Consider the following 20,875-nt stretch of genomic DNA (forward strand, 5'->3'; position numbering starts at 1 on the left):
CGTCCTTTCTCTCTCAACAGGCTTACACCGCAGGATTCTTCCCCCACCTCCGTCAGGTACGGTCTATGGGTAGAAAACAATCCGTCTTTTTAAAAATAATGTTAATCCCTGTCCGGAAGCTGGCCGGTAAGAAAAGGCTCACCAGTTTATCATACCATACCCCGGCCCGTGTATTGCGCGTAAAGTAATTTTTTATCTCAAAATCAACCGTTTCCAAACCCGCCTGATCGGCCATCTGCCGGAGTTCAGGGACCGTATATTCGCGAAAATGGCCGGGATTATCCCGGGTTTCCCGTATCATTTCATACGGATTGGATCCGGCCAGGAGTCTCAGACGACGCTCAAGCGCCACTGCATTCGGAGTACCGATAATCAGAAAGCCACCCGGATTCATGATGGAAGCAATAAACCGGAAGACATGTACGGGACTGGTATACAGGTGTTCGAGTACCTCGGCCATGACGACGATATCCATTTTGGGCGGCGCAATCCATTTCTCGGGATATTGGGCATCATTCAGATCAAAAGCATGAAAATGATCTTTGTTTATTTTGATAACCGGCGGAAAATGCCCGCCCCGGCTGGCTTCGTGCGCAAACCCCAATGTATAGAGGTCATCATCTTCCAGATTACTTTGGAGGATATCGGTAAAAAAGCTCGGTCCGATGTCCATGACCCGGATCGGACCATTGCCAAAATTTGAACGAACTTTCTGTACCATCCGCCACAGGTAGGCAAAGCGCCGGGCATGGGTATGCAAATAGGTTTCTGCTTCCGGGTCCAGTTCCATGGCAGCATACCGGTCTATAATTTCCGATTCGGAGTTCATTGGATTGAATTTTGGTGGGTAAATATAAGGAAACAATATTAAGCGCAATTGGAATAATGTAGCAAAAGCATCTTGCTTTTGGGAGTCTGCCCCGAGCCGGTCTTATCTATACGACGAGGCACTACTTTCAAAATCACTAAACCAAATAAACACTCCAATCGAAAGCCTAAGAAGATCACTTATAAACAAATAATGATTGATGGGATTAATTTCTGAATAGTTATAAACTTAACCAACAATAACCTCCCCCCCCCGTTATATATAAATAAACCAACCACAAACCCAATTCACCATTAAATAACAGTACCCGGGGCACGCGATAAAACCAATTATTTTGAAATCACATCTGACACTTGGCTTTATTCTGCTTTTAATTCAGGGATACGGGCAAAACCTCATCCCCGATCCCTATTTCAATCAATTACGAAATTGTTCAGCCCCACCCAAGGATGATTTTGTTCAATATTGGTATTGTCCTACTGATTACCAGTGTCATGTCTATCATATTTGCAATGGTAATATCCCATTTTTTCCTGCCGGGGACCAACATAGGAAATTCCCAAAAATCGGAAATGGAATGATGTCAATAACATTGCTGTCAGACCTAAAATCAGAGTCAAAGTCCTATATTGCTTCCCCACTATACATACCTTTAATAAAGGATCAAGCTTATTATGTGCGTTATTTTATCAGCCCCAAAAAGTACAATCGTCAACTTCCCAATATAGTGGCGGATGCAGCGGGGATGTATTTAACTCCCGAAAAAGTCCAGCTAGATATCATTACCACCCTTCCATTCACTGCCCAGATAGAGCGTAAGGGCACCTTCTTCGAGGATTATGATCGCTGGTACAAAGTTCAGGGGAAGTACATCGCTCGTGGGGGTGAAAAATACGCCATTATTGGGAATTTCAGATCGGATGAAGAGTCAAACTATAAATATACCAAGCCTGGTCCCCTTGCCGTTCCCAATTTGGCCTATGTTTTTATCGACGATATACTGATCGAGGCTTTTGACCCACTGCCGGACACCATGCTATTTTGTGCATCTCAAACAACGGTTCTGAATGCCGGGTTTCATGATGCTACCTATCAATGGAACACCGGAGACCGGGATTCAACCATCAGCGTCAGTCGGAGCGGCAAATACACGGTACAGGCCACGATTGACACCCTCGTTTTTGAGGATTCCACCGTTGTGATTTATATGGATGACTTTTCAAATCACACCACGATCGATACTTTTTTTTGCACAGATTCGGAGCTTATTCTCGGATCACCGGCCCCCGGGCGAGTTCAGTGGTCCCATGGCGGTAATTCCCCTGTGATCCCGATCCGTGAACCGGGCACATATCAGCTCTCCGTGGAAAACACCTGCGGCACCTATCAGTTCACCTATCAGGTTTCAGAAAAAGTCTGTGATTGTGAACTGGATCTTCCCAACGCTTTTTCGCCCAATGGAGACAACCGAAATGACATCTTCACGATCATCGATCAGTGCCGGTTCCGGAAATGGTCACTGGGGTCGTTCCAGGTGTATGATCAATGGGGCGGAATGGTCTATCAGGAGTTGGGTCAATCAGTGCAATGGGACGGGCAAAGTTCAGATGGCGAGGAATTGCCCCCTGGTGTATATACCTTTCGATTGACAGCTACCACTCAAAAAAGGAATGAGGAGGAAACGATCCAAAAAGTAGGAACGGTTTATTTATTGCGGTAAAACACATAATTCAATGTATTCCAGGTGAAATTTCAAATTTCGTCTTTTTGGTTTAGAGGCTGTGCAAGATTTGAAAGGAATGAAAAAGTTAGAAACTAAAACATAAAAATTGAGAAATGAAGCATTTACATTTAACAACAGGATTCATTTTATTCTTGTTTACGGTAACATCGAGTTTGGGGCAAGTATCCATCATACCTGGGACGTCTTGGTTTGGCCGGTTCGATGTGAGTGAGAAAATGGTTCAGGTCGAAGAAGCAAACGCAGGTATAGCCATAGCTATGGCGAGGCTTGATGATAAAGAGATGGACCATTTTCCCCCGCAGAAATCGGCTAAAACCAAGCGTTTCAGGTATAGCTCCTCTGTGGGCGGAGGCCCCCTATTTATGGACGGATTTTATGATAATTACCGATCCGGTGTGCAACTTCATCTTGGTTTTCAAACGGCCTATAATTTTAGAAAACTAAAAAGACTCTCCCTTGAGACCGGACTGGAAGGGTATTAAGGTCGCATCGGATATTATGACTTTGCTGGCGGTGGTTCTTCCGGTGTGAATAACGGCAGACCACTGGACAAATCAAAGCAATATGTCCATCATCTCCGAACCGTCGAAATACCGCTTCGAGTAAAATACAATGCATTTGATTTCATGGGAGTGGTAGTGGGTGTCCGAGGGTCTTACCTCGCAGATGGTTATGTGGATCTTCCAGGTTCTGATCAAAAAAGCCGGTATTTGAACTACACCAAAATCGTTCCCGTCGGAGAGGCCGGCCTCTTCTTTCCTGTTGGTAAGCGATTGGTAATCACGGCTAATGCCGTTAAATCCTTGAAAGAGCGTTTTTTTGATGAATATTACATCGATTCGGAAGGTAAAAAAGTAGGGGTTGGCACCTATGCTGACTATGGATTTATGCTGCGGATGTCTTATTTATGGAATCCATAGAAAACAAGTAGAATTCACCGAAAGTATATGACTATAAAAAGATGTATTTCAACGATTGGGCGATGACAGCTAGGTTACAACCTTTATTGATTTAAAAATAGAAAATTAAAAAGTTTATGTTAGAATGTATTGCCTATAGATTAGCGTTAATTTTGGCGTATTCTATAGTCTTTTATACTTCACTATCGTTCGTACGAGCCCAGAATATCCAGATCAGGGTTACCGATGAAAAAGATAAAGAAGTGCTTTCTGCGGCACTTGCCCAGAATCAGCGCACTGGTCAGTATGGACTGGCCGATGAGCAGGGGTTGATCCATATCCACGGGCTATCCGGAGATTCTGTGGAAGTGCATTGCCTGGGGTATAAGGACACGACCATCATCATTGAGAAAAAGGTGTCCAGCTACAAAGCTTCATTAAATCCAATGGTGCTGGCTCCACTCATCGTATCGGAGAGCTTGCACAAAAAGGCGGCTCAGGGTCTGCAAAGTACTCCCATGAAGTTCCTCACCAGCGTACCGGGACTCACGGGGGAATCGGACATACTGAAATCCCTGTGGTTTCTACCCGGCGTTTCCGGTGGTAAGGAAGGATACGCTCACTTATTCGTACGGGGCGGTCAACAGGATCAAAACCTTATCCTGTACGATGGCGCTACGCTGTTCAATATCAATCATCTGGGTGGGTTTATTTCCTTATTCCACACCGAAATTATTCAGAATGTTGATTTTTATAAAAGCTACTGGCCCTCTGCCTATGGTGGACGCCTGTCCTCCGTCCTCAATGTGTCCACCCGGAACGGCAACAAAGATCACTTCGAAGGAGAAGTTGACATCGGATTGTTAACTGCCAAAACCAGCATCTCCGGGCCACTCTCCACCAATGGACAGACCTCCTTCAGCGTAGGCGCACGGACGACTTTTATTGATCTTATCTTTCTTCCCCGACGGATCCGCATCGCCAATCATAAAACGCACGGGAATATTCCGGGATACACCTTTTATGACCTCAATGCCAAGATCGATCACCAAATCAATGAGAATCAGGGACTATCCTGGTCACTATACCATGGTAGTGATATACAGCTGGGACACAGCTATGAATTCGTCAATAAAGCGCCAAATGAAAGCATTAAAAAGTATGGATTACGAAACTGGACATCCTCCCTGAATTACTACTGGATCCGCAATGTTCAGCACAGCTTTCAATTTCATATGAGTTATTCCGATCACAGTAACTACCTCAAGGGCACCAATGAATATGCCGATACAGACTTTCAACAAAACATCATATCAACCATACATACAGCCCGGGCGTCCAACAATGACATCTATTCGGTAAAAGCCAGGGCATCCGGTCGTTATTATGGCACCGGAAACATGAAATTCCGCTATGGACTGGAAGCAGAACACATTGGGTATCAGTTTCGGTTCGACCGCACGGAGCAGATCCAATCCCAATGGACTGAGACCGAAGATTCATTTACCGGACGTATAAAACAAGATCCTTCCTTCACCTTCGCCACCTTCTTCGATTCCGAAATCCAACTGGTTCCTTCCCTGATCCTGAAAGGTGGCTTGCGACTTTCAAATTTTTCATCCGAAAACTTCAACCAATGGCTCCCGGAACCCAAAGGCATGTTGACATGGAATCTATCTCCACGATCGTCTTTAAATGCTTCCTTTAATCATCAGGCTCAGCCGGTTCATCTGATCGCCTATAACCTGGAGGGATTTTTCATCGAAAACTTTCTGACTTCGGACCAAAACATTCGTCCCTCTACATCGGATCAGTGGTCACTGGGATACTTCAGAACCTTTGACGAAGGAATCGACAATTTTTCTGTGGAAACCTTTTACAAAAAACAAGATAATATTCTAAAATACTTTTTACCCCAGTCCGACATCCAGAACATCCTGAAATTCCAGGACCACCTTCATAGCAATGGCGAGACCAAAAGCTATGGGTTGGAAATGATGGTTCAAAAAACGTCAGACCCCTTCCATGGTTCTCTGTCCTATACCTGGTCTCAAACAAAATCTACATTCCCTACCCTCAATCAGGGGAAAAGCTTCCCCAGTGATTTTGACTACAGACATTTGATCAACACACTATTTATTTACCACATGAAGCATGACCTCCAATTATCTTTCCAATGGACCTACCAAACCGGAAGACCCATTACCTGGAGCAACGAAGAAGTGCGCTCCAACCCACTCACCGGAACCAGTTATGAAGCCTTGCCTGGAATCAACAACGAGCGCCTCCCCGCATACCATCGGATGGATATCGGATTGAAAAAGGAACGACTTTCCGACCAAAATAATAAAAGAAGATGGTTCGGAATCAATGTCTACAATGCGTACTTTCAAAAGAATCCGTATGCACTGGTTCGCCAAAGAGGCCAATGGAAAATCCGGTCTGTTTTTCCCCTCATTCCTTCGATCAATTTTGGATTTGAATTATAAATCAACAGTGACTATGCATCTCATTAAAAGGTTTTTTCCCTTCATCTTGCTAACGCTTATCCTCATCAGTTGTGAACTCTATTCAGATATCGATCGGGCACCCCTCTATCAACCCACCTTGTCCATCCACGCGTTTATGTCACAGCATGACATCCAGGCGGTGGTCAGCTACACCCATCCCCGGGACACCCTGGAAGCACAAGACGTTCCCGACCTACCGGAACTGGAGGTGTGGTTGACCAGAAACGGACAGGCGTCTCATCAATTATCGGCTAAAGGTGAAGGCTATTACAGATTGGATTCGATGGACTTCGAAACAGAGCAGAATTACGCCATTCATGTAAAAGACAAGACAGGTCGTCTGGTCTTAGAATCAGGATCAGATCAGCTGCCCGCAGTTCCCAAGATCCTTTCTGTCCGATACGTCCAGGATACTACTACGATACCGGAGACCAATGTCTTACGATTGGAGTTGGCCAACCCCATCAATAAATACCATGGATTTGATGTGTCCACGTTTTATTCCATTGATTCCGGCACGACCTTCCAAAACTCCCGCGATTCCATCTATGGTATATTCAGATTCAGATCGCTCCTGAAGCCAACAGAAAGCAGCCCGGACACCTTAAGTACGTCGATTAAAACGGCTACTTTTCTCCGACCTGAGCCCGGGGAGCCTGGCATTTACATCAATGCTGTTTCGGTAAAGGTCAGCCATTTCTCCTCAGGAATGATGCTTTTCTTCGAAGAATTAAAGGAGGCAGAACAAAGTTTCAACGAACCATTTGCGACCCGAAGCCCGGTCTATTCCAATATCACCGGAGGATATGGGGTTTTCGGAGCATACCACGCTATAGATACGGTCGTATTCCTCGAGAGATAAGGATTCAATAAGGCTATGGTAAGAAAACGGCATACAGGGACCAACTTCGCATCGGCCAATTCGATTCACCGGTTGAAAATGAATGACAGGAAATACATACAGTATTTCCCGCCACATGGTGGTCCCGATGGGGCAGATATTTACCAATGCAAACCGCCCCGTTGGAAAGGTGTAAGCTACTCCCGCCCGATACGCACCAAAGAGATTGTCCCGCATCAGGCGTGGATTCTTCCACTAAATTCCCGCAGATTACTCATATTTTCGCAGATGTTAATCCATGCAATTCCTGCCGCTCTCCCAACCAGATCCGACCACAGTGCATGCCACACATCAGGCGTGGATTCTTCCACTAAATTCCCGCAGATTACTCATATTTTCGCAGATGTTAATCCATGCAATTCCTGCCGCTCCCCCAACCAGGTCCGACCACAGAGCTTGCCACACATCCGGCGTGGGTTCTTCCACCACCTCCGTGCGGTCAGGTACGGCCCATAGGTAGAAACACCAAGTCAATGGAAATCCCTTGTGAGCCAGACAATCATACGGTTTATGGACAAGCTATTAAAAAAGGTCATTGGCACACGCCAATGACCTTTATACAATATGAATTGAAAGAAATTCATCTGCACCCGGGAATGAAATGCCATGCACTGATCCCCAAAGTGATTTTATTTTTATCGAGATCCCAAAGCAACTACGCTGATTTTTGAGAAGCTAAAGCTCCTGTCTTTATATAGCTAATGCAACGGTCATGTGTGGGGTGTTAGTCCACATTATCATGCAAATACGGGCTGTTGCGTCTGATCTCCGGCTCATCATCTTCCTGATTGTATGTCCAGCTTGGCCCTTCCTCATGGCTCGAATCTACCGGATCATCGAGGTGTACCCGGCGTCGTTTGTAAGCCGGTACATTTTCGAGCTCTACGATATTTTTGTGGGCATACATTTTTTTCTCATCCAATCGGGATGGTTTGAAGGATCGCTCACTAATAGACACATTCTTCCGGGCAACGGGCTTTTGCTCCACGAAAGGTTCTTTCATGGAATTGTGATTTCCAGCAATTTCATCCATGGAAGGTCGTTCCTTCTTCTCATCGAAGATAACCGTGGAAGCATGGTCGTGTGTAGCAACCTCAAAATCGATCTCCCCGGGGGCCGGGGCAGCTTTCACCGGCGTGGGCTGGGCTTTGGGTGCCTGTACCGATTCATTGGCTGGTTCTTCCTCTTTTTCGTCTGAGGAACCTCGGTTAAACCCGGTCGCGATAACGGTCACACAGATTTGCTCACCCAGCGATTCGTCGTAACAGTTCCCCCAGATCAGGTTGGTATCATTCCCTGCTGCTTCCTGAACATGCTCTGTAATCTCAAAGATCTCATCCATCGTAATCTCCTTGGTCCCGGAAGCAATATTCAATAAAATATCTTTTGCGCCACGGATGTCGTTCTCCTCAAGAAGCGGACAATCCAATGCTTCACGAACCGCTACACTTGCCCGGTCTTCGCCCTCACCGGTTGCGATACCCATAATGGCTACGCCACTTTCCCGCATGACGGTATTGACATCCTCAAAATCCACGTTCACATACCCCGGAACGGTAATGATTTCTGCAATCCCTTTGGCCGCTGTGGTCAAAATGTTGTCCGCATGACTAAACGCATCGGACACCCGCAGGTTTCCGTAAATTTCTCGCAATTTATTGTTGGAAACGATGATCAACGCATCTACATTATCCGTAAGCTCTGCCAACCCTTCTTCGGCGTATTGGATTCTTGATTTGCCTTCGAAACTAAACGGCAAGGTCACAATTCCAACGGTTAGAATTCCCTGCTCCCGGGCTGTCTTGGCAATAATAGGGGCCGCACCAGTTCCTGTTCCACCACCCATGCCGGCGGTCACAAAGACCATTTTGGTGCCATCGGCCATAAAGGACTCAATTTCATCCAGAGATTCCAGGCAGGCTTTTTTACCCACCTCCGGTTTGGAACCGGCACCTCGCCCTTCCGTAAGGTTTGGTCCCAGCTGGATCTTAATGGGCACCGGACTCAGGTCCATGGACTGGTGATCCGTGTTGCACAACGCAAAATCGACGCCGACGATCCCCTGCCGGTACATGTGTGTGACGGCGTTACAACCACCGCCTCCGACACCGACGACTTTAATAATTGACTTTTCTCGTGATGGTATATCAAACTCCATAATTTATCTTTTTAAAATGACGTAATTTAATTGTTTTGAATGTTGACTCCTTAGTTTAGATCCGAATCCGGACTGGCTTCAAACCAGTCTTTGGTTTTATGAAACATTCTGTTCCAAAAAGACGGCAGCTCTGGCTCTCTTTCAGGTCGCTGCGATTCCTCTTCCTCGTCGTCCCTGGATTCGTCGTAGTCTTCGACATATCTTCCGGCCTGCTTTTCCTGAGATTCTGCCCGGTGTTCACGGGCAGCAGTATAAGCCGGGGCTGCTTGTTCCTGCGGAACGGTTTCTTCTTCGATCTCTTTTTCAATCGCACATTCGTAGTTTCGGTTTTGCAGGCCACTGAGCAGCAAACCGATCGAAGTAGAGAAAACCGGACTGCTCAAATCTTTAATGTATCCGTGTGCCAGGTGTTCGATCGGATAGGTCACCTTGGTATGGATGCCCGTATGGTATTCCACCAATTCCTCAATGTTTTTGAGCTTGGACCCGCCACCGGTCAACACAATTCCTCCAATCAACCGGTCCTGATACCCCGATTTTTCGATTTCATACATCACGTATTCGAGAATTTCCTCGATCCGGGCTTGGATGATCAGCGCCAGATTTTTCTCGGAAATCTCTTTCGGTGCCCGACCTTTCAGTCCCGGGATCGTGATAATTTTATTTTCCAATACCTCCTCTGCCAATGCCGACCCAAACTTCACCTTAAGTTTTTCGGCCTGGTAATTCATGATCGTACATCCTTCTTTGACGTCGCGCGTCACGACATAGCCGCCAAATGGAATAACCGCAGTATGACGCACTACGCCTTCGTAAAATATCGTCAAATCCGTTGTTCCACCACCAATGTCGACCAGCACAATGCCGGCTTCTTTTTCTTCCTGGTTGAGCACGGCTGTACTCGAAGCAATGGGTTCCAGAGTAATATCGGCGACCTCCAGCCCGGCTTTTTTGATGCACCGCAGGATATTGTTGGAGGCCGTGATCTGTCCTGTGATGATGTGAAAATTCCCTTCCAGACGGATGCCAGACATCCCAATGGGTTCAGTAATACCCCGTTCGTTGTCCACCGTATACTCCTGAGGGATCACATGCAAAATCTTATCCCCCGGAGGCAACACCAGTTTGTACATATCATTGATCAATTTGTCAATGTCCTCCTGACTGATCTCATCATGTGCGTTGTCCCGGGTCAGGATACCATGGTGATGCAGGCTCTTGATGTGCTGTCCGGCAATGCCTACGTGCACCGTTTTAATCTTAGCCTTAATCTGTCGTTCCACAATTTGCACGGCCTCCCGGATCGCCTTTACGGTTTTCTCAATGTTTGAGACTACGCCACGGATGACACCATCACAGGCCACACGACCCAGTCCAAGAATCTCGAGCTTGCCATGCTCATTTTGGACACCGGCCACAACGCAGACCTTGGTCGTGCCAATGTCCACGGCGACAACGACATCTTCAGGTTTGTAATTTTTTGATTTCATAGGTGTATATTTCACGGATTTACGATTTTCTTTCCAATGATTTGATTCTCATAATCGATCACCAACTCACTGTATGTGTTCCAACCAAGACGGCTTAAACCATCTCGCAGGAATATTTTCAAATTTTCAAATTTTTTATCCAGGTCGTTTGTTTTACTCAGACGGATGGTAAAATTCCCAACCAACGGATACAAATGTATTTCATCTTTTTTATTCACGTGGATCTCGCTGACAAAACTGGTCATAAACGGATCCGATTCGATCGCCTGCGCCAACCGGAACAGATCTTTATGCACTGCGCTAGAATCCACATTCTCCTCCAATGGCAATAATGGAATAGCTCCGGTCGCCAACATCGTACGTGGTGTATAATGATCAGAGACAGGCATAGCCACCCCATCCCGATCAATGTAGTAATCACCACCGTTTTGACTTAAAATCCGAAGCTGAGGGATGCGTTCCACAAGCTCGATCTGCAGCACAGAATGTTTATCAATATAAGTCCGGCAATCTTTCACAAAAGGGTTTGATCGATATTTTTCCTCAATGTCAGCCAGCGAAACAGAGTCCACAGCGATGTTCTGCAACCCACCCGAATACAATTCAGCCAACGGATACTGAACGTCTACAGAATCCAACAGACTGTTTTCTGTGGATTGATCCAATACGGTGAATTCAACGCCACTCAGATTTCGTTTTTCCAAAAAGCCAAAAGAGGTATACAACCCGACAACTGCTGCAATAACCAGTACTGAGGCAGCCAATCCGATCAACCGGTTGATATGTTTCTTCCGATCTGTCATGCTTCCTGGGCTAATTTAATAACTTCTGTGGCGATGCGTTCTGCAGCATCGGCCCGGTAAAATGATTTTATATTTCGCTCATATGTTTCCAAAACTTCTTTTTGTCCGACCAATTCTTGAATCCGGTCAATACCCCCATCAACTGCGTTCTTATCCTCTAACAACCCCGCGGCGGCAGATTCGGTAAGCCGCCGGGCATTTTTGGTCTGATGATCCTCCGCCACATTTGGCGAGGGAATCAAAAGAGCGGCCTTACCCAATGCAGCCAACTCTGTCAAAGTTAACGCTCCAGCCCGTGCCACGATCAGGTCTGAAGCTGCATACATTCTGGCCATATCATCTATAAATTTGACCGCCTTCACATTGGGTAGTTGGGCGGTTTTAGATTGACTGTATTCTTCTTCATACAATGCACCATACTGCCAGATATAAAAAATATTGGGCCGGGCTTCAATCGCCGCTGTATTCTGAGCAAACATTTGGTTCAAAGTTCGTGCGCCCAGACTACCACCCAATGCCAGAACCACTTTTTGGTCCTCTGCAATCCCCAAATCCTTGCGCGCTGAAGTCCGGCTCCAGTTGGACGCCAGTAAAGATTGGCGAATCGGATTCCCACTGATCACGATTTTCTCATTTGGAAAATAGGCATCCATTTTCTCAAAAGCCACGCACACCCGATTGACCTTTCGGGCCAATAACTTATTGGTCACCCCCGGATACGAATTTTGCTCCTGAATCAGGGTGGGGATTCCCATCCGATGAGCCACCTCCAGGATCGGGCCACTTGCAAAACCACCCACGCCGACGACTGCATCGGGTTTGAATTTTTTCAACAAGCGATATGATTTGGCCAGGCTACTCACTAATTTAAAAGGAAAAGAAAAGTTTCGCCACATCTTCTGACGATCGAACCCTGAAATCCACAGTCCTTCAATCGGATAACCAGCTGCCGGTATTTTTTCCATTTCCATGCGTCCCTGGGCACCCACAAAAAGAAAGTTTGCCGAAGGATGCAACCGATTGATCGCATCGGCTATCGCCAATGCCGGGAAAATGTGTCCCCCTGTTCCGCCACCACTAATCATGATCTTCATCGCTTTTTTCTTTTAAATGAATTCCATCCCGTTCAACCTGCCGGCTCACACTCAGAATAATACCAAACTGCAATGCTGTAAAAAACAATGATGTGCCTCCCATACTAACCATAGGGAGGGTCAAGCCCGTCGCCGGGACCAGATGAACAGACACCGCAATATTAGCCAGCGCCTGCAATACGATACTCATACACAAGCCAAAAGCCAACAAGGCGCCGAAAGCTTTTCGAGAACGGGTCAACAATTTTGTACATCGAAACAACAACAGTATATACAAAAATAATATACCGAAAGCACCCACCACACCGTACTCTTCACATATGATCGCAAAGATAAAATCGGCATAGGGATACGCTATAAAATTACGCTGAATGCTGTTTCCTGGTCCCTGACCAAGCCAGCCGCCCTGAGCGATAGCAATTTTTGCCTGAATATTATCCCGGCTTGCTTCGCCCATCACAAAATCATTAATCCGACTCATCCAGGTATCAAATCGCGTAAAGTCCGGAAGTACCTGGCCCACCAAAACCAAGAGCGCCAGACAGATAATTCCGCATAAGAATATCAGACCAATATACTTGACTTTTATCCGACCCACAAAAAGCATCACCAGACAAGTCGCAAACAGTATCATTGCCGAAGACAAATCCGCTGGCGCAATCAACATACAGATCACTACTATGGGGAGCAACAAAGGGATAAAAGCTGTCTTAAAATCTTTGATGACCGCCTGTTTGGTCGATATATTTCGTGCTAAGAACAAGATGATGGCCACCTTGGCTAAATCACTCGTCTGAAAGGTCAGTCCGATCAACGGAATGGATAACCAACGACGGGCATCATTGACCTCATCCCCCACAAACATCGTCAGTATCAGCAACCCAATGGTCAATACCAGAAAGGAAGGTGCAATGGCACTGAAAAACTGGTATGGAATTTGATGTACCACATACACAATAAAACACCCGGCCATAATGACCAAAAAATGTTTCATAATGTGATAGCCCGCACCAGAACCACCGAACCGGTATTCCATAATCCCGGCCGAAGAATACACGGCCAACATCGAAGCGAGACACAACAATCCAAATACGATCCAGATCGACCGGTCGCCTCGTGCATTTTTGAGAATTGTTTGGACAAAAGTCATCACAGTTTTCTTTCAATTCAATAATGTCAACATGAATAGGAAAACAGGGCGCAACACTTCGGTGCGCCCTGAATGACAAATTTTATGCCCCTACGGACAATCTATTCCATTGAAACCTTAGTAGAAATTTTGTCATTGTTTTCGCATTACTTCTATTGACTAAACAAATATAAAAAAAATCTTATATTTAAAATTATTTTTATTCATTTTTCTTTCATTATTAGGAAAATAAAGATATTGATAATCAATAATATATGCCTAAACGGCCGATTTAATCATCTTATTTTCAAGGTTATAACAGCTATCACTGCAAGCATCACTCCTACAATCCAAAATCGGGAAACAATTTTTGATTCGTGATACCCAAGCTTCTGATAATGGTGATGCAAAGGAGACATCTGAAATATACGTCGTCCCTCGCCGTATTTTTTCTTGGTGTACTTGAAGTAACTCACCTGCAAGACCACACTCAATGCTTCCACCAAAAAGATCCCGCAAAAGATCGGGATCAACAATTCTTTTCGCAGCAATATGGACATACTGGCTATAATCGCACCCAGTGTCAGACTTCCGGTATCTCCCATAAAAATGGTGGCAGGATAGGCATTGTACCATAAAAAACCAACACAAGCACCAACAAAGCACGCTGTAAAAACCACCAGTTCGCCCGTGGCAGGCAGGTAAAATATATTCAGATACTCGGCAAAAATTGTATTTCCCGACACATAGGAAAAGATACCCAAAGTGGCGCCGATAATCGCCGAAACACCAGTAGCCAACCCGTCCAGACCATCGGTCAGATTACTGGCATTGGATACCGCTATTATGATAAATACAACCAACGGAATAAAAATTAATGCGGCATTGGTGCGGCTGTGTGAACTCACCGGTATAATCTGACTGTAATCCAGTTGATTCTCTTTCAGGAAAGGAACATTGGTCAGATAATTGTGCACATCAACGTAGGCGTTATCCTGAAATTCAGCAGACGTCGTATTTTGTTGCTCCAACTGGGAAGGCTTGGCCAGTTTTTTATCGATCCGAACCGTAATATCCTGTTGTGTCATCATCGTGATACTAACCACCAACCCCAGAATTATCTGCCCCATCACCTTGAACTTTCCTTTCAGTCCAGTTTTATTTTTTCGAAAAACTTTAATGTAGTCATCTATGAAACCGATCAACCCCATCCATACGACCGTGAATATCATAAGCTGAATGTAGATATTGGACAGATCAGCGAGCAATAAAGTAGGCACCAAGATGGCCAGGATAATAATCACCCCTCCCATCGTCGGTGTTCCTTCCTTGGATTTCTGACCAGACAATCCAAGATCCCTAACTGATTCTCCAATCTGCTGCCGGGCTAAAAACCGAATAATTTTTTTACCAAAAAACAGGGTAACGATCAAAGATATGATTACTGCCAAGGCCGATCGGAACGAGATATACTGAAACAACCGGGCTCCCGGTAAATCAAACTGCGTCTCGATATATTCAAACAGGGCGTACAGCATAGATCACCATTTTATTTTTTGCGTCAGCGCTTTTTTCAGCTCTACACGGTCATCAAATGGATTCTTAACGCCATCAATCTCCTGATACTGTTCGTGCCCCTTACCGGCGACAATGACTACATCACCGGCTCGAGCCAATGATACAGCCAATCGAATAGCTTCCCGGCGATCTACGATTTTGAACACCTTGGCTTTCAATGGAGCATCCAACGAATCATACATCTCATCAATGATCTTCTGTGGATTTTCATTTCTGGGATTGTCCGAAGTAAACACCGCGATATCGGCATTTTGGGCAGCAGCCCAACCCATGGCCGGTCGCTTATCCCGATCCCGGTTCCCTCCACATCCCAGAGCTATAATCACCCGGCCATTGTGCTCGATGATATCCTGAGCAGCCTGGGTTACCTTTTCTACCGCATCCGGCGTATGTGCATAATCCACAATCCCCACAGGAGCTTCGGCCTCAATTTCTACCGGAAGTTTAACCCGCTGAAAGCGTCCGGGTGCTTCCTGCAACATAGACAGCCCTTGCAACACTTCCACTTTATTCATCCCGCACAGATCAGCCACACCATATACGGCCAAAAGATTGTATGCATTGAAACGCCCCGTAATCCGAGTCAATACATCCTGTCCATCCAAATGGATGGTCATGGCAATCAAATCCATTTCCAAAATCTGACAGGTATAATCAGCCATGGATCGAAGCCCGAAGGTCTGTGTCCTTGCCTGGGTGTTTTGAATCATAAACATTCCATTGCGATCATCTTCATTAACGAGCGCAAAGGCATCGGACTTCAATCGGTCAAAAAACGATTTCTTGGCGTCCCGATAATTTTTAAATGTAAGGTGATAATCCAGGTGATCGTGCGTGATATTCGTGAATACGGCTCCATCAAAATCAAGCGCCTCCACCCTTTTCTGATCGAGGGCATGAGAGCTGACTTCCATAAATACATAATCACATCCCTGGTCAACCATTTCCGCCAATCCTTTACTTAACGACACGGGATCCGGCGTCGTAAGGCGGGCAGGCAACTCGGTAGTATGACTCTTGTTGATAATGGTCGAAAACATCCCAGCCCGGTATCCCAGGTATCCAAAAAGCTGGTGCAACATATACACCACACTAGACTTCCCGTTAGTTCCGGTCACTCCGATCAATTTCAGCTGACGACTCGGATAACCATAAAACCATTCTGAAATGGAAGACGCTGCTTTGCGGGCATCAGCCACCTGAACCCAGGCGACCGCTTCTGGGAGGTCAGTTAAGTCCGGTGCGTTTTCGGAAACGACCACGGTGGCGCCATTATTGACTGCTTGTGCCACATATGCATTTCCATCCACTTCCGTACCGATTATTGCTATAAAAACATAAGACGACTTCACTTCACGACTATCTATAGCAATGCCCTTGATCTCCTTGCTTTCGTCTCCAATGACGTGAAGGAAACCGATGGCAGAGCACATAGATTTTATAGTGCGGTTCGTCATCCCAGCGTTAAAAATATTTTTTTATTATTAATGGGAGATCCTGGCTCAATAGATTGTCTGGTCACCTTACCGGTACCCTGCACAACCACTCGCACATCCAGATTCTCCAATAAATATAAAGCGTCTCTCAAGCCCATGCCCACCACATTTGGGATGGCCTTCTCTCGAACAGCACGAGGTGCCAGGGTAAAATCGGTTGAATCCTGCAAGATCACTGTCCATTCGCTTTCTGTGGACTTTCTTGTTTTGAGACCTAAGTAGCCAAAGACGGTTTCGAAGTCTTTGGAATATCCGACTTCGTAAACGGGCAGTTGGATCTGTGCAGAGGCGAGCATAGGCTTGTCGTTGAGTACCTTCATAAGGTTAGGATCTGTTGCATAGCAATAATCTACAATCTCCTTAAACACAGGTGCGGCAATTTTACTGCCGTAATACGCATGTTTTTTGGGATCATTGACGACCACAATGCAAGAATATTTGGGTTGATCCGTCGGGAAGTACCCAACAAACGACGCTATATATTTTTTTCTTTTGGCATCTTTATCAGCATAATTTATGCGTGTCGTACCAGTCTTACCAGCGACACTATAATCTGGACTGATCAGATTTTTTCCAGTTCCATTCAGCACCACTTCTTTTAGTAGATGCTGTGCTTTTTTTATCGATGATTCAGACGCAATTCGTACTGATTTCATATTTGGATGGATCATCCGAACCAGAGACCCAGACTTCATCACTTTTTCACCCAATCGGGGCGGCACATAATACCCGTCATTCGCGACCGCATTGTAAAAAGCCAGTATCTGCAGTGGCGTGGTTCGCAACTCATACCCATGCGCCATATATGGTATTGACATCACAGAGCTCCACGTTCCTTTCTTCCCGGGAATGTTTTTTCGCTCTTCTTTGGAATAAATATCGGGCTCTGGCTCCCCGGGAATTTCAATACCTGTTTTAGATTTCAGATGAAATTGCTTCATGTATTTAAAAAAACGGTCGGGCCCGTCATCACTTCTAAAATATTTAATGGCGAGTTTGGCCATTCCCACATTTGAAGATATAGCAAAATTATGTTCGATCGTTGTAGTATCAAATGGATGACCTTCTGAATCCCGGATGATTCCGGATCCCACCCGCATGTATCCTGGTCCCAAACTAACCGGGTCATCCAATTCCAGATCCTGATCTTCAAACAATGCAAGCATCGTTGCCAACTTAAAAGTAGAACCAAGTTCATACAACCGACCCACCCCATAGTTCAGATTTTCATAGTACCCGCCTGAAGCCGTTTGCCCCAGATTTGCAATAGCTTTGACATGGCCTGATTTCACCTCCATAACGATTGCAGTCCCCCACTCAGCCTCATGCTCAGTCAACACCTGACGCAGCGAGTATTCTGCAATATCCTGCAAATTCACATTTATGGATGTTTGCAAATCATGGCCCTCCTGTGCATCAATCTCGGTCAGATCATGTATCGGTATATCAATTCCCCGGGCAATTCGCTGCACATAACGCAATCCGTCTTTCCCCCCCAACAAGTCATCGTAATACATCTCGAGTCCCAGTGGTTTTCGATCCCCCGCCATCCGACCAATCGAACGGCTCGCGAGATTTCCATAGGGCTTCAATCTACTGGATTTGCGCTCCAGCACCAATCCTCCTTTGTAGCCGCCCAAGGACAACAATGGATACTTCTTTACTTTTTCCACTACCGTAAAATCGGCATTGCGGGCTATTAAAAAGGAACGCACCCGATCCTTCCGCGCCCGAACCAATTTTTGCTTGATCTGAGCTACACTTCTTTTTGGCCATATATCGCGCTGAAGATAAATACTCAGCGAATCTACATGCTGGTTAAAATACTCATCGCGCATAGCTTCTGATCCAAAATCAATCCGAATATCGAAATAAGGAATACTGGTCGCCAACAAGCTTCCATCATCCGCATATATATTCCCGCGCTGAGCCTCTACGTTTTGTTTGCGGATCGAATAATCTTCACCACGCTGTATCCAATAAGCCCGTTCCACCGTATCAATCTTTATGACCTGCCCCATGATCACCACGCTAACCAATACCAACACATAGAAGGTAATGTAGGCCCGGCTCAATATTTCTTTTCGGATACTCATCGTTTTTTCCGGGATTTAATAATCACTGGCTTTGAACCTTCTTTCCCGATCGCATTTTCATCCAATCGTCCTTCCAGGCTTGACAAAGAAGCTTCGCTCATCCACTCTGCTTTGAGCGTCAGATACTTCCAGTTTAATTCCTTAACTTCCTTTTTCAAGTGGGTGATTTTACGAATCTTCTGTTCAGCAATGTGTGAGTTCATGATCGCCACAAAAGAAAGCACAAATAGAAACAGCACATACACCGTATGATTTCCGAGCCACTCATACACTACTTTACTTGATATTTTTCTTTGCTTCAATTTCATCTATCCCAATCTTTCTCCAATCCTCATTTTTGCACTACGTGATCTACTATTTTGTTTAACCTCTTCCGAATCCGGCAACACCGGCTTTTTGGTTATCATTCGCCAATGACGAATGGACTTCCCATAACTATCCTTTATCTCCTGTCGGTCAAAAGACCCATGCTTCAAATAATTTTTCACCAACCGATCTTCCAATGAGTGAAACGAAATTACTACAACCCGCCCCCCAACGGCCACTATCTCCGGAAGTTGTTTCAAAAATTTCTTCAACACCCCCATCTCATCATTCACCTCAATACGAACAGCCTGAAAAACCTGGGACAGATACCGCATCTTACTCCCCCGGGCATTTGATTCCGCAATAGCCACCAAATCCAGCGTAGTTTCGATCGGTCGCACCTTACGGGCATCCACCACAGCTTCAGCCAAATTTTTGGAATTTCGTATTTCTCCATAATCAGAAAACATATACCACAACTGCTCCATCGAATAATCATTCAACACCTGTCTGGCTGTACGTGCTGCGTTCTGATTCATCCGCATATCAAGCGGTGCCGAAAACCGATAGGAAAACCCACGTTCACCCTGATCAAACTGCATGGACGACACGCCAAGATCCACCAGAACCCCATCCACAGATCCAATACCATCAGCCTTCAACACATCAACCATGTCTGCAAAATTGTTATGCCGCAATCGCAATCGAGAGTCATCGTATGCCGCCTGCAATACCGACAAATCCTGATCAAATCCATACAACACCCCGCCTCCCAACTGGCCCAGAATTTCGCGACTATGCCCTCCTGCTCCAAACGTTCCGTCCACATACACTCCACCTTCCCGGATTCTCAGCCCGCTGACAGCCTCTTCCCGAAGTACAGAAAAATGACTCATTCCTGCTCGCTTTCATCCGGTCCGGCACCACCCAGCACCTGCTCAGCCAACTGAGAAAATTCATCAGGCTCCGCATCCAACATTCCATAATAAATCTCCTTGTCCCACACCTCAATCCGATCCAGATAAGCAAAAAGAACAGCATCTTTTTGAATATCTGCGTATTGCAATAAGTTTTTACCGATTAATACCCGATCAGCTGAGTCTGTAGTTACACTGTTTACCCCTCGAAAAAAATACCGGATAAAATTCCGATCCTTTTGGCGATACACATTCAGATCATTGATTCCTTCGACGATTTTATCCCAAACTTTTTCAGGATACATCATAATGCACTTCTCAAACCCCCGATTCACAAAGAAGGTCGACGGAGAGAGTCCGCCCAATTGCTTGAGCAGCTGAGCCGGCATTTTCAACCGACCCTTGCCATCCAGACGACATTCATATTCACCGTAGAGCTGAACCATACATTTTATTTCAAGCTTGTAACTCAAAAGTAAAGATTCCTCCCACATTCCTCCACCTTTTAACACGATACATATAAAAAAAGTATATATTTCCCACTCCTTCCCCCAGAATCGTCAACAAATGTAGTCATTTTGACAACATACTATAATCTAATTAGTTAAACAGATTAGTTATTATACATTTTTATCTGTTTATCAGCATTTTATACATTCTAATATATATCATTTTACATAATATGAAAGTGGTAGATTGTGGGATGCTAATTGAAATAAAATGGAGAAAGCGAGAAAAATTGGAGTAAAATGGGTCGCCCTGGGATCACAGCGGGAAAATCGTGACTTTGTTTTATCCTGGAGCTGAATATTGAATAGCGGGGCAGCAGACAGGTTTATCCAGATGCTCATCTACAGATAAATGTAAATACATCAACGGAGGAGAATCTTACATTATGCATACATGATCGGAGTATATTAGGGCT

Annotated in this window: 18 protein-coding genes; 5 read left to right on the forward strand and 13 right to left on the reverse strand. The window is 45.4% G+C overall.

Annotation, left to right across the window (positions count from 1 at the left end; translation table 11 throughout):
• Positions 1-52 precede the first annotated feature (52 nt).
• Positions 53-829: a methyltransferase domain-containing protein gene (locus KUV50_RS05275; RefSeq protein ID WP_222579054.1), complete on the reverse strand. Its 777-nt coding sequence runs from the start codon at positions 827-829 to the stop codon at positions 53-55.
• Positions 830-1,406: 577 nt separating this feature from the next.
• Between KUV50_RS05275 and KUV50_RS05280 the strand changes: the two genes are divergently transcribed.
• The 5 genes from KUV50_RS05280 to KUV50_RS05300 all read left to right on the forward strand — a co-directional run bounded on the left by KUV50_RS05280 (position 1,407) and on the right by KUV50_RS05300 (position 6,844).
• On the forward strand, positions 1,407-2,549 hold the full coding sequence (locus KUV50_RS05280) for a gliding motility-associated C-terminal domain-containing protein (protein WP_222579055.1): 1,143 nt from the start codon (positions 1,407-1,409) through the stop codon (positions 2,547-2,549).
• 116 nt (positions 2,550-2,665) lie between these two features.
• Positions 2,666-3,055 carry a hypothetical protein gene (locus tag KUV50_RS05285; RefSeq protein ID WP_222579056.1) on the forward strand — a complete coding sequence of 130 codons (390 nt, stop codon included), beginning with the start codon at positions 2,666-2,668 and terminating at the stop codon, positions 3,053-3,055.
• A 45-nt stretch (positions 3,056-3,100) separates the two neighbouring features.
• A complete protein-coding gene (locus KUV50_RS05290) occupies positions 3,101-3,493 on the forward strand; it encodes a hypothetical protein (protein ID WP_222579057.1) in 393 nt (130 codons plus the stop codon).
• Positions 3,494-3,609: 116 nt separating this feature from the next.
• A complete protein-coding gene (locus tag KUV50_RS05295; protein WP_222579058.1) occupies positions 3,610-5,961 on the forward strand; it encodes a TonB-dependent receptor plug domain-containing protein in 2,352 nt (783 codons plus the stop codon).
• A 13-nt stretch (positions 5,962-5,974) separates the two neighbouring features.
• A complete protein-coding gene (locus KUV50_RS05300; RefSeq protein WP_222579059.1) occupies positions 5,975-6,844 on the forward strand; it encodes a DUF4249 family protein in 870 nt (289 codons plus the stop codon).
• 330 nt (positions 6,845-7,174) lie between these two features.
• Here KUV50_RS05300 and KUV50_RS05305 read toward each other — a convergent pair whose 3' ends face one another.
• The 12 genes from KUV50_RS05305 to mraZ all read right to left on the reverse strand — a co-directional run bounded on the left by KUV50_RS05305 (position 7,175) and on the right by mraZ (position 20,396).
• The gene (locus KUV50_RS05305) at positions 7,175-7,357 is read right to left on the reverse strand and encodes a hypothetical protein (protein WP_222579060.1); all 183 of its coding nucleotides are present in this window, start codon (positions 7,355-7,357) and stop codon (positions 7,175-7,177) included.
• Between the two features lie 250 nt (positions 7,358-7,607).
• Positions 7,608-9,041 carry a cell division protein FtsZ gene (gene ftsZ, locus KUV50_RS05310; RefSeq protein ID WP_222579061.1) on the reverse strand — a complete coding sequence of 478 codons (1,434 nt, stop codon included), beginning with the start codon at positions 9,039-9,041 and terminating at the stop codon, positions 7,608-7,610.
• Between the two features lie 50 nt (positions 9,042-9,091).
• Positions 9,092-10,531, reverse strand: a complete 1,440-nt coding sequence (ftsA, locus tag KUV50_RS05315) for a cell division protein FtsA (protein WP_222579062.1) — start codon at positions 10,529-10,531, stop codon at positions 9,092-9,094.
• 11 nt (positions 10,532-10,542) lie between these two features.
• The gene (locus KUV50_RS05320) at positions 10,543-11,334 is read right to left on the reverse strand and encodes a cell division protein FtsQ/DivIB (RefSeq protein WP_222579063.1); all 792 of its coding nucleotides are present in this window, start codon (positions 11,332-11,334) and stop codon (positions 10,543-10,545) included.
• The gene (murG, locus tag KUV50_RS05325; protein ID WP_222579064.1) at positions 11,331-12,428 is read right to left on the reverse strand and encodes an undecaprenyldiphospho-muramoylpentapeptide beta-N-acetylglucosaminyltransferase; all 1,098 of its coding nucleotides are present in this window, start codon (positions 12,426-12,428) and stop codon (positions 11,331-11,333) included. Before murG ends, KUV50_RS05320 begins: the two co-directional genes overlap by 4 nt.
• The gene (locus KUV50_RS05330) at positions 12,412-13,578 is read right to left on the reverse strand and encodes an FtsW/RodA/SpoVE family cell cycle protein (RefSeq protein ID WP_222579065.1); all 1,167 of its coding nucleotides are present in this window, start codon (positions 13,576-13,578) and stop codon (positions 12,412-12,414) included. Before KUV50_RS05330 ends, murG begins: the two co-directional genes overlap by 17 nt.
• Positions 13,579-13,853: 275 nt before the next feature.
• The gene (mraY, locus tag KUV50_RS05335) at positions 13,854-15,095 is read right to left on the reverse strand and encodes a phospho-N-acetylmuramoyl-pentapeptide-transferase (protein WP_222579066.1); all 1,242 of its coding nucleotides are present in this window, start codon (positions 15,093-15,095) and stop codon (positions 13,854-13,856) included.
• Positions 15,096-15,098: 3 nt separating this feature from the next.
• Positions 15,099-16,568: a UDP-N-acetylmuramoyl-L-alanyl-D-glutamate--2,6-diaminopimelate ligase gene (locus tag KUV50_RS05340; protein WP_222579067.1), complete on the reverse strand. Its 1,470-nt coding sequence runs from the start codon at positions 16,566-16,568 to the stop codon at positions 15,099-15,101.
• A 20-nt stretch (positions 16,569-16,588) separates the two neighbouring features.
• A complete protein-coding gene (locus KUV50_RS05345; RefSeq protein ID WP_222579068.1) occupies positions 16,589-18,727 on the reverse strand; it encodes a penicillin-binding protein in 2,139 nt (712 codons plus the stop codon).
• Entirely contained in the window at positions 18,724-19,035 is a 312-nt protein-coding gene (locus KUV50_RS05350) for an FtsL-like putative cell division protein (RefSeq protein ID WP_222579069.1), read from the reverse strand. Before KUV50_RS05350 ends, KUV50_RS05345 begins: the two co-directional genes overlap by 4 nt.
• On the reverse strand, positions 19,036-19,929 hold the full coding sequence (gene rsmH, locus KUV50_RS05355; RefSeq protein ID WP_222579070.1) for a 16S rRNA (cytosine(1402)-N(4))-methyltransferase RsmH: 894 nt from the start codon (positions 19,927-19,929) through the stop codon (positions 19,036-19,038).
• The gene (gene mraZ, locus KUV50_RS05360) at positions 19,926-20,396 is read right to left on the reverse strand and encodes a division/cell wall cluster transcriptional repressor MraZ (RefSeq protein ID WP_222579071.1); all 471 of its coding nucleotides are present in this window, start codon (positions 20,394-20,396) and stop codon (positions 19,926-19,928) included. The genes rsmH and mraZ overlap by 4 nt, the downstream gene beginning before the upstream one ends.
• Positions 20,397-20,875: the final 479 nt, after the last annotated feature.

Origin of the sequence: Membranihabitans marinus, assembly GCF_019802045.1 — a bacterium.
Lineage (GTDB): Bacteria > Bacteroidota > Bacteroidia > Chitinophagales > Saprospiraceae > Membranihabitans > Membranihabitans marinus_A.

Excerpts from the sequence above, each read along its gene's own strand:
- KUV50_RS05345 (WP_222579068.1), bottom strand. The coding sequence starts at position 18,727 with ATGAGTATCCGAAAAGAAATATTGAGCCGGGCCTACATTACCTTCTAT.
- KUV50_RS05285 (WP_222579056.1), top strand. The coding sequence starts at position 2,666 with ATGAAGCATTTACATTTAACAACAGGATTCATTTTATTCTTGTTTACG.
- KUV50_RS05330 (WP_222579065.1), bottom strand. The coding sequence starts at position 13,578 with ATGACTTTTGTCCAAACAATTCTCAAAAATGCACGAGGCGACCGGTCG.
- rsmH (WP_222579070.1), bottom strand. The coding sequence starts at position 19,929 with ATGAGTCATTTTTCTGTACTTCGGGAAGAGGCTGTCAGCGGGCTGAGA.
- murG (WP_222579064.1), bottom strand. The coding sequence starts at position 12,428 with ATGAAGATCATGATTAGTGGTGGCGGAACAGGGGGACACATTTTCCCG.
- KUV50_RS05320 (WP_222579063.1), bottom strand. The coding sequence starts at position 11,334 with ATGACAGATCGGAAGAAACATATCAACCGGTTGATCGGATTGGCTGCC.
- KUV50_RS05350 (WP_222579069.1), bottom strand. The coding sequence starts at position 19,035 with ATGAAATTGAAGCAAAGAAAAATATCAAGTAAAGTAGTGTATGAGTGG.
- ftsA (WP_222579062.1), bottom strand. The coding sequence starts at position 10,531 with ATGAAATCAAAAAATTACAAACCTGAAGATGTCGTTGTCGCCGTGGAC.
- KUV50_RS05295 (WP_222579058.1), top strand. The coding sequence starts at position 3,610 with ATGTTAGAATGTATTGCCTATAGATTAGCGTTAATTTTGGCGTATTCT.
- ftsZ (WP_222579061.1), bottom strand. The coding sequence starts at position 9,041 with ATGGAGTTTGATATACCATCACGAGAAAAGTCAATTATTAAAGTCGTC.
- KUV50_RS05300 (WP_222579059.1), top strand. The coding sequence starts at position 5,975 with ATGCATCTCATTAAAAGGTTTTTTCCCTTCATCTTGCTAACGCTTATC.
- KUV50_RS05340 (WP_222579067.1), bottom strand. The coding sequence starts at position 16,568 with ATGTGCTCTGCCATCGGTTTCCTTCACGTCATTGGAGACGAAAGCAAG.
- KUV50_RS05280 (WP_222579055.1), top strand. The coding sequence starts at position 1,407 with ATGATGTCAATAACATTGCTGTCAGACCTAAAATCAGAGTCAAAGTCC.
- mraZ (WP_222579071.1), bottom strand. The coding sequence starts at position 20,396 with ATGGTTCAGCTCTACGGTGAATATGAATGTCGTCTGGATGGCAAGGGT.
- KUV50_RS05275 (WP_222579054.1), bottom strand. The coding sequence starts at position 829 with ATGAACTCCGAATCGGAAATTATAGACCGGTATGCTGCCATGGAACTG.
- mraY (WP_222579066.1), bottom strand. The coding sequence starts at position 15,095 with ATGCTGTACGCCCTGTTTGAATATATCGAGACGCAGTTTGATTTACCG.